The organism is Sphingorhabdus sp. EL138 (assembly GCF_900258045.1).
In the GTDB taxonomy this organism is placed as follows: Bacteria; Pseudomonadota; Alphaproteobacteria; order Sphingomonadales; family Sphingomonadaceae; genus Parasphingorhabdus.
Genome location: NZ_OGVD01000004.1, coordinates 515,533 through 529,191 on the forward strand (window position 1 = coordinate 515,533; position 13,659 = coordinate 529,191).

The 13,659-nt window shown below is 53.6% G+C and carries 10 protein-coding genes; 7 read left to right on the forward strand and 3 right to left on the reverse strand.

What is annotated here, in order from left to right; all coding sequences use genetic code 11:
• Nucleotides 1-35 precede the first annotated feature (35 nt).
• From DK507_RS12370 to alaS, 4 genes are all read left to right on the forward strand, one after another.
• Complete coding sequence (locus DK507_RS12370; RefSeq protein ID WP_109357668.1) at nucleotides 36-2,402, forward strand: response regulator; 2,367 nt, start codon at nucleotides 36-38, stop codon at nucleotides 2,400-2,402.
• A 152-nt stretch (nucleotides 2,403-2,554) separates the two neighbouring features.
• Nucleotides 2,555-3,646, forward strand: coding sequence for a recombinase RecA (recA, locus tag DK507_RS12375; protein ID WP_109356670.1), 1,092 nt, complete (start codon nucleotides 2,555-2,557; stop codon nucleotides 3,644-3,646).
• A gap of 283 nt (nucleotides 3,647-3,929) precedes the next feature.
• On the forward strand, nucleotides 3,930-4,556 hold the full coding sequence (locus DK507_RS12380; RefSeq protein WP_109356671.1) for a glutathione S-transferase family protein: 627 nt from the start codon (nucleotides 3,930-3,932) through the stop codon (nucleotides 4,554-4,556).
• Nucleotides 4,557-4,629: 73 nt separating this feature from the next.
• A complete protein-coding gene (gene alaS / locus DK507_RS12385) occupies nucleotides 4,630-7,278 on the forward strand; it encodes an alanine--tRNA ligase (RefSeq protein ID WP_109356672.1) in 2,649 nt (882 codons plus the stop codon).
• Here alaS and DK507_RS12390 read toward each other — a convergent pair.
• Nucleotides 7,262-9,070, reverse strand: a complete 1,809-nt coding sequence (locus tag DK507_RS12390; RefSeq protein WP_109356673.1) for a cation:proton antiporter — start codon at nucleotides 9,068-9,070, stop codon at nucleotides 7,262-7,264. The two genes, alaS and DK507_RS12390, sit on opposite strands and share 17 nt — an antisense overlap.
• A 60-nt stretch (nucleotides 9,071-9,130) precedes the next feature.
• On the opposite strand from DK507_RS12390, the gene DK507_RS12395 reads away from it, so the two are divergent.
• A complete protein-coding gene (locus tag DK507_RS12395) occupies nucleotides 9,131-10,342 on the forward strand; it encodes an FAD-dependent oxidoreductase (RefSeq protein ID WP_109356674.1) in 1,212 nt (403 codons plus the stop codon).
• Here the strand turns inward: DK507_RS12395 and DK507_RS12400 are convergent, their stop codons facing one another.
• Nucleotides 10,343-11,563, reverse strand: coding sequence for an NADP-dependent isocitrate dehydrogenase (locus tag DK507_RS12400; protein ID WP_109356675.1), 1,221 nt, complete (start codon nucleotides 11,561-11,563; stop codon nucleotides 10,343-10,345).
• 181 nt (nucleotides 11,564-11,744) lie between these two features.
• Here DK507_RS12400 and DK507_RS12405 point away from each other — a divergent pair, with 181 nt between their 5' ends.
• Together DK507_RS12405 and DK507_RS12410 are read left to right on the forward strand one after the other, a co-directional pair.
• Nucleotides 11,745-12,479 (forward strand): phosphatidylserine decarboxylase, encoded by a 735-nt coding sequence (locus DK507_RS12405; RefSeq protein WP_109356676.1) that lies wholly within the window; start codon nucleotides 11,745-11,747, stop codon nucleotides 12,477-12,479.
• A 35-nt stretch (nucleotides 12,480-12,514) separates the two neighbouring features.
• Nucleotides 12,515-13,309 carry a phosphatidylcholine/phosphatidylserine synthase gene (locus DK507_RS12410; RefSeq protein ID WP_109356677.1) on the forward strand — a complete coding sequence of 265 codons (795 nt, stop codon included), beginning with the start codon at nucleotides 12,515-12,517 and terminating at the stop codon, nucleotides 13,307-13,309.
• Here the strand turns inward: DK507_RS12410 and DK507_RS17865 are convergent.
• A complete protein-coding gene (locus DK507_RS17865) occupies nucleotides 13,257-13,499 on the reverse strand; it encodes a hypothetical protein (protein WP_162559035.1) in 243 nt (80 codons plus the stop codon). The genes DK507_RS12410 and DK507_RS17865 overlap by 53 nt on opposite strands.
• Between the last annotated feature and the right edge of the window lie 160 nt (nucleotides 13,500-13,659).

Below are 13,659 nucleotides of genomic sequence, written 5' to 3' on the forward strand. Positions count from 1 at the left end.
ACCCCAGCACGCGCAAGACGGCCAATGATGTACGGATGCGTATCGTTATTCTGGTGGTTGCGATATCGGTGTCGCTCGGGCTGTTATACTGGCAGGTTCAGAATACGGCACTGCTTTTGGCTTTCCTGGCACTGGCAATGACGATTGGTGCAGTGGTCTATTTCCTGCGTCCGAAAAATGCCGCAGCAGACGAAGAAACAGCATCAATTGCGGATTGGGCAGTCACCCGGCTGGTTGCCGATCAATCCGAAATTGGTCTGGCCATCACAGATCGAGCGGGCCGTCTGGTTTGCGCCAATGAACTGTTCACGAAATGGTTTAACGGTCCGGCGATTCCGCCGGAACTGCCGTTACAGGATGGTGGAAACGAGTTGCTGACCACCGCTGGGCGGAATGCGTGGCGAGATGGCCGCGGTTATGCCGAAGGGCTGAAGCGCGGGGTGGCGGAATATAATGCCAAGGTTGTGCGTGCGGGGCAGGGCGATGAATATCTGCTGTGGCAATTCAAGCCGCAGCGCCGCAACGACGTGCTGGACGATACGATCCGTATGGTTGGCGGAGCGACAGGCCGGGCGCTGTCCGGAGCGGGTGTGCTGGCGACGGTTATTGGTGGCGAGGGCCGGATCAGGGCTTCCAACCAGGGTTTCGCCTTGAGAGCTACCGGCCGTGAAGAAGCCAACATATCCGGCCGCAACTTCATCAATTTCCTGCGGTCTGATGACAAGGGCACGATCTTTTTCGAGCGTGATGGCCGACATGGCACACCGGTTCGCCTGTTCCATATCCCGCTGGACCGCGAACAGGAAAAAGGTCCGGCGCTGATCCTGCTCATTGACGATGACGGCGGCGCAGTCGAGCGCGGTCAGGCACTGGAGCAAGTCGAATCGATGCTGTCCTTGCTCCCGCTAGGATTGGCTCTGACCGACCGTGATGGGCGTTTTTTGTTTTTCAACAATGCCTTTGGCAGAGTGGCTGGTGTCCAGGAGGGAGAGAAACCGCTCTATCCGGGGGATCTGATGATCCGGGATGACAAGTCGGCGGTGGCAGACGCGGTTCGGCGCTATGCCAGCGGTCCTTCCATGTCCGGTGATCTCGCGGTCCGGCTGCGCAATGGTGGGGAAGATCCGGTCGCTTTGGGCATGGCCGGGATTCGCGGGCTGGGTGATGCAGCAGTCCTGCTATCGATCAAGGATAATAGTGAAGAGACCAAATTGAAGAGTCAGGTAGCGCAGGCGACCAAGATGCAGGCGGTTGGTCAGCTGGCAGGCGGTGTGGCGCATGACTTCAATAATATCCTGACCGCGATTATTGGTCATTGTGATCTGATGCTGCTCCGCCACGCACCGGGCGATAGTGACTATGATGATATTCAGCAGGTCAAGAATAACAGCAATCGCGCCGCCGGTCTGACGCGGCAATTGCTCGCCTTTTCGCGGCAGCAGACATTGCGGCCTCAAATTCTGCAGTTGCCCGATGTGGTTGCTGACGTGTCCAATCTGTTGAAACGATTGCTGGACGACAGCATCGAACTGGAAGTGAAGCATGGCCGCAATCTTGGCCTGGTTCGCGCCGACCCGGGGCAGCTGGAACAGGTGATCATCAATCTCGGCGTTAATGCGCGCGATGCCATCAATGCCAGTGGTGCCAATGGCGGCAAGATATCGATCACGACACAAATGATCGCCCCGTCCGACGTCCGGGCAATGAAGCGCGATATCCTTCCGGTCGGTGACTATACGGCGCTTTTTGTTACGGATACGGGCAACGGTATTCCTCCAGCGGTGATCGGCAAGATTTTTGAACCGTTTTTTACAACCAAGGAAGTCGGTAAGGGCACCGGGCTCGGATTGTCCACCGTGTACGGGATCGTCAAACAGTCAGGCGGTTATATCTTTGCCGATTCCAAACCGGGCGAAGGTGCGACTTTCTCCATCTACTTCCCCGTACACCAGGTTTCTGACCAGGAAACATTGCCGTCGTCAGAGCCGCTGAAGGCCGTGGCGAAGAAAGAGCTATGGGGTAGCGGTCACATCCTGCTGGTTGAGGACGAAGATATGGTCCGTGCTGTCGCTGAACGGGCGTTGACCCGGCAAGGTTATACAGTTGTTACGGCCAGTGATGGAGAAGAGGGACTACAGCATATCGAAGCGCTGGGCGAGGGCGAGGAGATTTTCGATATGATCGTATCGGATGTGGTCATGCCAAACATGGATGGACCGGCCATGGCCAAAGAGGTGCGCACGCAATATCCCGATATGCCAATCCTGTTTATGTCGGGCTATGCCGAGGAGCAATTGCGCAAGTCCATTGATCTCGACAATGTTGCATTCCTGCCCAAGCCATTTTCCGTCGCCCAAATCGCCGAGGCCGTAGGAGAAGTTTTGGCCGAACATGCCAAATAGCATTTACTATTGCGCATAAGTGCTTAAAGAAATTGTGTTTTATACAATTTCAAAAAAATTCTGTTCCACTCTTGTTCTGGTAGAACAAATGCGGTACATCATATCCATCATTGATTGATAAGGTACAAGCATTTAGCGAAGGGGACAGGCAAATGGCCGGCAATTTAAAAGTCGTAGAATCGGATAATCAATTGAACTCATCAGACAGACAGAAGGCGCTTGACGCCGCGTTGGCGCAGATTGATCGCGCTTTTGGTAAAGGCTCGGCTATGAAGCTGGGTTCCCGCAAGGCGATGGAGGTCGAGTCGATCTCTACCGGTTCCTTGGGGCTGGATATCGCGCTTGGCATCGGGGGATTGCCAAAAGGTCGTGTAATCGAAATTTATGGTCCGGAAAGCTCTGGTAAAACTACTCTGGCGCTGCATGCTATTGCCGAAGCGCAAAAAGCCGGTGGTACCGCTGCTTTTGTTGATGCCGAGCATGCACTGGATCCTGTCTATGCCAATGCACTGGGCGTGAATATTGATGAGCTGATTGTTTCTCAGCCGGATACGGGTGAGCAGGCACTTGAAATCACCGATACGCTGGTGCGGTCCAATGCGATTGACGTACTGGTCGTGGACTCGGTTGCGGCGCTGGTCCCGCGGGCTGAAATTGAGGGCGAGATGGGTGATAGCCATGTTGGCCTCCAAGCTCGTTTGATGAGTCAGGCGCTACGCAAGCTGACCGGCTCAATCAATCGTTCCAAATGCATGGTGATCTTCATCAACCAGGTGCGCATGAAAATTGGTGTTATGTACGGTAACCCTGAAACGACATCTGGCGGTAATGCGCTGAAATTCTATGCGTCGGTTCGTCTTGACATTCGCCGCACCGGTCAGATCAAAGAACGCGATGAAATTGTCGGTAACTCGACGCGCGTCAAGGTGGTCAAGAACAAGGTGGCTCCGCCGTTCAAGCAGGTCGAGTTCGACATCATGTACGGGCAGGGTATTTCCAAGGTCGGTGAGATAATCGATCTCGGGGTCAAAGCCGGTGTGGTCGAAAAATCCGGGGCATGGTTCTCCTATGACTCAGTACGGATCGGCCAGGGGCGCGAAAATTCAAAGCGCTTCCTGCTGGAAAACCCGGAAATGATGGCCAAGCTGGAAAATCAAATTCGCGGCAATGAAGAAGAAATTGCCGATGAGATGATGACCGGGCCTGTCGGAGCCGATGGCGACGCTGAAGCCGAGACCGAATAAAATAGGTGCAGGGGCGGGCTAGGTCCGCCTCTACCCTTCTCTCCAAAATTCAAGTTTTGCCGGTCCGTTTTCCCCGAGACGGACCTTGGCATCCGGGCCGTCCTTCTGTCCCCCGATAGTCAGGACGGCCCTTTTCATTTGCTATCCAACAATTTCCTGTCAAAAGTTGGAAAAACCTGACGGGTTCATGTTTTTTGCGGTCTTCCTGGTGTGATTTGTGTGAACTTTGGGTGCAGTAGAGCACCGAGCTGGTAAATTTGCGATCACTTCAAAAGGGGAATTCATGACCATCATTGTCCATCATCTCGAAAACAGCCGGTCCCAACGCATCCTCTGGTTGCTGGAAGAATTGGCGCTTCCCTATGAAATCAAGCGCTATGAACGGCACCCAAAGACACAACGCGCACCGGACAGTTTGAAAGCCATCCATCCGCTGGGCAAATCACCGATGATCGAAGATGATGGTCAGGTGATTATCGAGACGGCCGCTATTGTCGAATATCTTGTCAGGAAAGCGGGTGGCACATTGGGGGCGCCGGAGGACAGGACCGGGGCGCAGCTTTACACCCAATATCTGCACTTTGCCGAAGGATCGATGATGCCGCCGCTATTCGGCACACTTGTTATTAACCGCCTAGGATTTCTGGGCTGGCCGGCAAAGAAACCGATAATGGGCATGGTAGAGGACTTGCTCTCATGGCTTGAGACCGAACTCGCATCGCGCCCTTACTTTGCGGGTAGTGAACTGACCGCGGCCGATGTGATGATGAGCTTTCCGCTGGAGGCGAGCCAGGCACGCGCTGGTCTGGATGACCGTTTCCCGAATTTGCAGGCATGGCTCAAACGCATTCATGAACGGCCGCAATATAAAACTGCGCTCGAAAAAGGCGGTCCTTATGCCTATGCGTGATCGTGCATCAGAATTTGCTGATCGATCGATTGACGGGATTGTAAACAGGCCGGGCCTCGCCTAAGTCGATTTCATGATTACCACCAACGATATAAGACGCTCTTTTCTGGAATATTTTGCGGCGCAGGGGCACGAAGTTGTTCCTTCGTCTCCGCTGATTCCGCACAATGACCCGACGTTGATGTTCATCAACGCCGGTATGGTGCCGTTCAAGAATATCTTCACGGGCGCTGAGAAGAGCAAATTCCCGACGGCGACATCAAGCCAGAAATGCGTTCGTGCCGGCGGCAAGCATAATGACCTTGATAATGTCGGCTACACTGCCCGCCACCATACGTTTTTTGAAATGCTCGGTAACTTCTCCTTTGGCGATTATTTCAAGGAACAGGCGATCCACAACGCTTGGGAATTAATTACCAAGACGTGGGGAATTTCCGCCGATCGACTAACGGTGACCGTCTATCATACTGATGACGAAGCCTTTGATTTGTGGCGTAAAATATCAAGACTACCGGAAGAACGGATCATCCGGATCGCGACCAATGATAACTTCTGGTCCATGGGTGACACTGGTCCCTGCGGTCCTTGCAGCGAGATATTTTACGATCATGGCGATCATATTTTGGGTGGCCCTCCCGGTAGCCCGGATGAGGACGGCGATCGCTTTGTGGAAATCTGGAATCTGGTGTTCATGCAATATGAACAGCATGTCGGTGGCGATCGTATCGATTTGCCAAAGCCATCAATTGATACCGGTATGGGGTTAGAGCGTGTTGCGGCCGTGATGCAGGGCACGCATGACAATTATGAAATTGACCTGTTCAAGGCACTGATTGCCCAATCCGGTTCTCTAACCGGTACCGAAACGACAGGGGATAACCAGGCCAGTCACCGCGTTATCGCTGATCATTTGCGCGCTTCATCTTTTCTGGTGGCAGATGGCGTGCTGCCGGCCAATGAAGGTCGCGGCTATGTACTGCGGCGGATCATGCGGCGGGCCATGCGCCATGCGCACTTGCTGGGTGCCCAGGACCCGCTGATGCATCGGATGGTCGGTGCGTTAACCGGTGAAATGGGCAATGCATTTCCAGAGCTGATCCGTGCGAAACCGCTTATCGAGGAGACCTTGTTGCGGGAAGAAACCAATTTCCGCCGGACGCTCGACAAGGGCCTCAAACTACTGGATGCCGAGATTGCCGATATGGGGGACGGCGATGTTTTGCCCGGCGCTACCGCTTTCAAACTCTACGACACATATGGTTTCCCCTATGATCTGACCGAGGACGCTTTGCGGGCCAAATCGTTGGGTGTCGACCGCGATGGTTTCGATGCTGCCATGGCAGAACAAAAGACCGCTGCCCGTGCCGCTTGGAAGGGATCTGGAGATCAGGCATCGGAGACCGTGTGGTTCAACATCGCTGAGCGCGACGGGAGCACGGAATTCACGGGCTATAGCGCGGAATCCGGTGATGGTGTTGTCATTGCGCTGGTCAAGGACGGCGAAGAAATTCAGTCTGCCAACACCGGTGATGAAGTCATGATGCTGACGAATCAGACACCGTTCTATGGTGAAAGCGGTGGTCAGATGGGTGACAGCGGTATGGTGTCTGGGCAGGACGGGTTCTCGGCCAGTGTTGCCGATACAAGCAAACCGCTTGGTCGCCTTCACGCACATCAGATGAAAATAGATAACGGAGCGGTTGCCGTCGGTGATACCGTCCATCTGGTGGTCGATTCAAAACGCCGGACGGAACTTCGCGCCAATCATAGCGCGACCCATTTGCTGCATAAGGCGCTGCGACACCATCTGGGCGATCATGTGACACAAAAGGGCAGTCTGGTGGCGCCAGACCGTCTGCGATTTGACTTCTCTCACCCCACTGCCTTGACCGATGCCGAAATCAAGGCTGTTGAAGCGGATGTGAATGCGCAGGTGAGGGGTAATAGCACGGTAGTGACCCGCTTGATGAGCCCGGACGATGCGGTTGCCGCTGGTGCGCTGGCCCTGTTTGGTGAGAAATATGGCGATGAAGTTCGCGTTCTTTCCATGGGTGTCGAAGATGATACCGACTATTCGGTTGAGCTTTGTGGCGGAACCCATGTCAATGCGCTGGGTGATATCGGTTTGATGGTGATCGTCTCTGAATCGGCAGTATCGAGCGGTGTTCGTCGCATCGAGGCATTGACCGGCGAAGCAGCCCGATTGTGGTTAGGCGAACGGGACAGCAAGCTGAAATTCATTGCCGCTGCCTTGAAAGCGTCTCCCGAGGAGGCGGCCGAGCGGGTGTCCGCGTTGGTGGAAGAGCGTAAGAAGCTCGACCGCGAGTTGACGGAAGCGAAAAAGGCTTTGGCACTGGCCGGAGATGGTGGCGGCTCCGCAAAGAACGAAGTGGAAGTCATTGGCGATGTTTCGTTTAGCGGCCAGGTGATAAATGGCCTAAACCCCAAAGAGCTTCGCGGCCTGATTGATGAAGAAAAAAAGAAAATGGGCAGCGGTATCAGCGCCCTGATCGCGGTCAACGATGGCCGCGCCACAGTGGCTGTCGGCGTCACGGATGATCTGACCGGCTCTCATAATGCAGTTGATCTGGTTCAGTCTGCTGTCGCAGCTGTCGGCGGAAAAGGTGGTGGTGGTCGCCCTGACATGGCGCAAGGCGGCGGACCTGAAGGGCCCAAAGCCGATGATGCTATTGCTGCGATAAAGGCTATTCTTGCGGGCTGAGTTTTGTCGCAGGAACGGCGCTATCGTCCAAAGCCGATGATTTAAGCTTTGGTCCAACTTCCAGATCACCGTCTTTTTGGATCTGGTGCCGAATCTGATCCCGTTTCTCATGGATGGACGCAATGACGGGGCCCATGGCGACGCCGTTTTCCACCAGTATCGCCTCTGATAATTGCAGTGACCCTTCCAGTGCCTCAGGTACCGCATTGGTGGCGCCGGCCTGATAAAGCTCGGCCGCGTGCTCTGTGTCCCGGGCGCGTACAATAATTGGCAAATTGGGAACCCATGCGCGAACCTTCTTCACAACCTGGACGGAGAGAACCGGTTCGTCCATCGTCAATACGAGCGCCTTAGCGTGCCCAAGCCGCAGCCGATCCAGCATTTCATTGCGCGCTACATTCCCAAAGATAATCGGATAACCGTCCCGCCGGGCGTCAGCCACTACATCAATATTCGACTCTATCGCCAGATAGTTCTGGTCATGTGCCCGCATCATGTCCGCCACCAAACGCCCAACTCTGCCAAAGCCAATGATTATCGTTTTCTCGGCATCGATGACCTGATCGTCGGTGGCTTCAATATTTTCGCCTCGCAGCTCAATGCGCCTGGCCATATCATGGCCAAACCTGGCCAATAGGGGCGTGATGGTAAGACCAATTGCTGTAACAATCTGCCAGAAGGCAGCGGTTTGTGGCTGAATAAGTTGTGCTTGGGTGGCGGCGGCAAGAACGATCAGGGTGGTTTCCGATGGACTGGACATCAATACGCCAGCCTCAGTGGCTGTGCCTGGCCGTGCACCGGCAAACCGCAGCAGACCGCCGGTTACGATTGCCTTGACCAGCACCACTCCGACAACAGCGGTAATAAGGCTGGCCCAGTTTTCGAGAATTACGCGAATGTCGATCTGCATCCCGACGGTGATCAGAAACACACCGAGCGCTAGCCCCTTAAAGGGAGCAGTGATAACCTCCACCTCTCCATGATATTCGGTCTCGGCGATAAGTAGCCCCGCCAAAAGCGCGCCCACTATCGGTGAGAGACCGGTCGCGGCCGTCGCAAGGCTGGCGAGGATGATGACCAACAGGCTGACGGATAAAAAGAGCTCAGGGCTTTTTGTCCGTGCCGCTTGAGCGAAAATCCGCGGGAGCAATAGTCGTCCGAGCACCAGCATTCCGATTATCACCGCACCGCCAATAATAAGGGTATTGACCAACTCTTCCCATGACGATCCGCTGGCATAGGAAGGAGCGAGGGCACCAAGCAGAAAAATGATGGGCACGATGGCAACATCTTCGAACAGGAGCATAGCCAGGGCAGCGCGACCAACCGGAGTTTTGGTGCCGGACATTGGCAACACGAGAGCCGTGGACGATAAGGCCAGAGCCAGGCCCAGGCCAAGTGCACCTGCGGGATTCTGTCCGATCAGATAAAGGACAAAGCCGATTATCAGGCCTGAAATGGTCAACTCTGCAGCGCCCACACCGAATACGAGTTGCCGCATGGACCAAAGCCGTTTGAATGAAAGTTCCAGGCCGATGGAAAATAGCAGCAGGATTATCCCGAACTCGGCAAAGGGCTCTATCGCCTCTCGATCATTGATGGTGACAAATTTGAGCCAGTCATATTGGCCTGACAGAGCGCCGAGTCCCGAAGGGCCAAGCAAGATTCCGACCAGAATGAAACCGATAATCGGCGTGATCCTGAAACGCGCGAAGGCGGGAATGACAAGCCCTGCCGCTCCCAATATGACTATAGCGTCAATAAATGCGGGATTGTCGAGTGGAGTGGACATGGCGCCATCTATACGCGAAAGATGGTATTTGTCAGCACTATCAATTGAGCAAATGCCATCATGAATGAAGCCAGCACTGATATATTGATCGTTGGTGGCGGTCCGGCGGGGATGATGGCGGGCTTGCTGTTCGCCAGGGCCGGTTTGACAGTGACAGTTCTAGAGAAGCATGCTGATTTCCTGAGAGATTTTCGCGGTGACACGGTACACCCTTCGACACTTGAACTGTTCCACCAATTGGGATTGCTCGATGAACTGCTGAAGATACCGCACAGCAGACTGGACAGTTTTTCTGTTCGGGTTGCTGGCAGGATCATGCGGATCGCTGATATGCAGCACCTTCCGGTTGCCGCGCCGTACATCGCGATGATGCCACAATGGGACTTGCTCAACTTTATTGCGACTCAGGCTTCCGTTTATCCGGGATTTGAACTTCGCATGAAAACCGAAGCCACCGACCTAGACTATGACAGTGAAGACCGGGTAAGCGGCGTGCTGACCTCTTCGGGCGAAATTCTGCGGTCGAAACTGGTGATTGCGGCTGATGGGCGACGCTCTGTTCTGCGCGAAAAAGCGGAGTTTCCAATAGAGAATATTGGAGCACCGATGGATGTATTTTGGTTCCGGGTCGACAAACCGCATGACTATGCTGGCGATCTGGCCGGAACCATCAGCGCTGGACGATTCATGGTAATGATTGACCGCGGTGAATATCTTCAATGCGCTTATCTGTTCGCAAAAGGAAAGGCTGATGCGGTACGTCAAGAAGGTATCGAGAAATTCCGAGCCAGCCTTAAGACCTTGGTACCCGATCTAGCCAACGCATTTGATCAGATTGAAGACTGGGCGCAGGTCAAGATATTGGAAGTTTCTCTTGATAGGCTGCTGAGGTGGCATAGACCTGGCTTGCTGGTCATTGGCGATGCAGCGCATGCTATGTCGCCTATTGGCGGTGTCGGAATTAATGTTGCTGTCCAAGACGCCGTCACGGCCGCAAATGTTCTTGCTGCACCCATGGCGCAAGGAAAGAATCCTGATATGTTATTGGAGCAGATCTATCGACGCCGGATAAAACCGGTCAAACGTATGCAGGCCGTTCAAAAACTTGCGCAAGACCGATTCATTGCCCCATTACTTGCGCGCAATGAAGCTATTGAAAAACCGTTTCTGCCGTTACGGATATTGAACCGTGTGCCTGTATTGCGACGGATTCCTGGCGCGGTCATTGGAATGGGACTGGGGCGAGAGGATATCCAGTCGCCGAAAGCCTGATTATTTCCAGTTTTGCATTTCCGTTTCGAGATTGGAGCGAACCGCTTCAAAGAATTGTTCGGTTGTCATCCAGCTCTGATCCGGACCGATGAGGATCGCCAAATCCTTTGTCATGCTGCCGCTCTCCACGGTCTGGATACAGACTTTCTCAAGCGTTTCGGCAAAGCGCGTGACTTCTGGCGTATCGTCGAACTTGCCACGATAAATAAGGCCGCGGGTCCATGCGAAGATGGAGGCGATAGGATTGGTAGAGGTCGCTTTGCCTTCCTGATGCTGGCGATAGTGGCGCGTAACCGTGCCATGGGCCGCTTCTGCTTCCACGGTATTGCCAGTTGGAGTCATCAACACTGACGTCATCAAACCAAGTGAACCAAAGCCCTGTGCAACCGTGTCGGACTGAACGTCACCATCATAATTTTTACAGGCCCAGACAAATTTGCCGCTCCATTTCATTGCGGCGGCGACCATGTCGTCGATCAGGCGATGTTCGTAGAGGATGTTCGCTTTTTCAAACTTATCCTTAAACTCGGTTTCGAACACTTCCTCGAACAGGTCTTTGAAGCGTCCGTCATAGGCTTTCATGATCGTGTTCTTGGTGGAGAGATAGACAGGCCAGTTGCGATTAAGGCCATAATTCATGGAAGCACGGGCAAAGTCGCGGATGGAATCATCCAGATTATACATAGCCATCGCAACGCCAGGAGATGGGAACTGGAACACTTCCTCATCGATCTTGGTGCCATCGTCACCGTCAAAAACCAGACGAAGCTTACCCGGGCCAGGGACTTTAAAGTCAGTTGCGCGATACTGGTCGCCAAAAGCGTGACGGCCAACCACGATTGGGTCAGTCCAGCCCGGTACGAGCCGGGGCACATTATCAATTACGATTGGCTCACGGAAAACAACACCGCCAAGAATATTACGGATGGTGCCATTTGGTGATTTCCACATCCGCTTGAGGTCGAATTCCTCGACCCGTGCTTCGTCTGGCGTGATGGTTGCACATTTTACGCCAACACCATGTTTGTTGATTGCATTGGCGGCATCAACCGTGATTTTGTCATTGGTATCATCGCGCACCTGTATGGCGAGATCATAATAATGCAGGTCAATGTCCAGATAAGGTTCGATCAGCTTTTCGCGAATCCATTGCCAGATGATCCGTGTCATCTCATCGCCATCAAGTTCGACGACCGGGTTTTTGACCTTAATTTTAGACATAGAAATTATTCTTTCCTGCAAGCAATGTTTATCGAAGCATTCGGTGGGAGGAATCCAAGATGACGATCTCTTAGCAAAGATCGCAATATGTTCAACCATCTGTTCAAAACTCTCGTCATTGATCCTGCAAAACTGCTGCAGGAGTATTGTCAGAGCAGGACACTGCTTCTAAGGAACATCCATGGCGATAGAAAAATATTCAAACAAAGGCCTTGGCGAAGCCAAATGGTCTTTTCCACCGGTCCACCCCGAAGGCCGCAAATTTGCGGTCATCTCGGCGGCCATTACTGCAGTCTTTGCTTTTTTCGCATGGGAAACGCTCGCATGGCCTATGGCCGGTGTTACCATCTGGGTGCTGGCCTTTTTCCGTGATCCGAAACGGGTCACGCCTCTGGATGATAAATATATTGTTGCACCGGCGGACGGGCTGGTCAATTTGATCATGCCGGTGGTACCACCGCTGGAATTACAGGGTGAGGGCGGTCTCGGGGACGAGGAACTGATCCGCGTCTCAATCTTCATGAGCGTTTTTGACGTGCACATCAATCGCACGCCCATTGAAGGTACTGTGAAACGGCAGGCCTATATATCAGGCAAGTTCCTGAACGCTGATCTTGATAAAGCTAGCGACGAAAACGAGCGCCAGCATTTCATGGTCGAACGCAATGATGGTCTGAAGGTTGGCTTTACCCAGATAGCTGGACTGGTCGCACGGCGGATCATGTCCTTCGTGAAAGAAGGCGATTTCGTTGCGGTCGGGCAGCGTATTGGCCTGATTCGTTTTGGTAGCCGCGTCGATGTTTACCTGCCCAAGGGCACAACACCCAATGTGGTTTTGGGACAGCGGACCATTGCCGGAGAAACGGTTATTGCTGAAATCGGGCAAGTGAAAGAAATTGAAGGCATTGGTCAATGACGACCAAGGCAACTGTTCAGGACCCGCTCTAGTTAATGGCAGATAATGAGCACACCAAACGACCGGAACGGGGTATATCGCTGCGAGCCTTTACACCGAACGCGGTGACTGCATTGGCGCTTTGCGTCGGTCTCAGCGGTGTGCGCTTTGCATTTCTGGAAAATTGGGTACTGGCTGCCGGCGCCGTTGTCCTGGCCGGCATATTGGACGGATTGGACGGGCGCATCGCCCGGTTATTGAATGCTCAAAGCCGTTTTGGTGCGGAACTCGATTCGCTTTCCGACGTGATTGCTTTTGGCGTAACGCCAGCGCTTGTCATGTTTTTCTGGTCACTGCAGCATATGCCGCAATTTGGCTGGGTGATATCCCTGACCATGGCCGTGGGTTGTGCGTTACGGCTGGCCCGGTTCAACGCCCATATTGATGACGAGGATCAGCCGCACAAGTCGGCCGGGTTTTTAACCGGCATTCCAGCTCCGGTCGCTGCCGGTCTCGCCATGCTGCCCTTATATCTCTGGGTGATTACTGATCAGGAGCTGTTTCGCCATTATTTTGTGGTCGGACCATGGATTGTGCTCATCGCCTTCCTCATGATCTCCAACACAGCCACATACAGTTGGTCCTCACTTCGGTTGCGTAAGAATATCCGTCTGGAGGCTCTTGCAGGCTTCGCTCTGCTCGGTGTCGCGCTTATTAACAATCCGTGGATAACATTAAGTGTGATCAGTATCGGCTATATCGTTCTGATTCCGTTCAGCATCCGTGGCTACGCAAAGGTCAAGCGGCAGCGCGCAAAGGAACTGTTCGAACAGTCCGGCGGCGCGGGCTAGTCCGGCAAGCCTTGTTCGCTGGCCCACGATTGCGCTGCGAGACAGCCAGCGCACCGACGTTCTTCTCACCAAGTTCCGCAACTATCACGGCCATTATCTTGTCCTGATAAGTATGAAACATCATCCCGATGGTCAGAACTGCGCCAATCAAGGCGAGGGCAAAAAAGGTGGCAATAGCGAATGTCAGCATGTCAAAATCCCGTATGTTCTTTCTATGAACCTTTAATGTTCTAAATATGTTCTCTTGTCAAATATTATCTGAAACGTGCTTGAAATACGCATCAAGTGGCGAAAAGGTTACATCCTGCTGCTGATGCGGAAGTCTCGGAGCCAGGGTAGCTCACGACCTT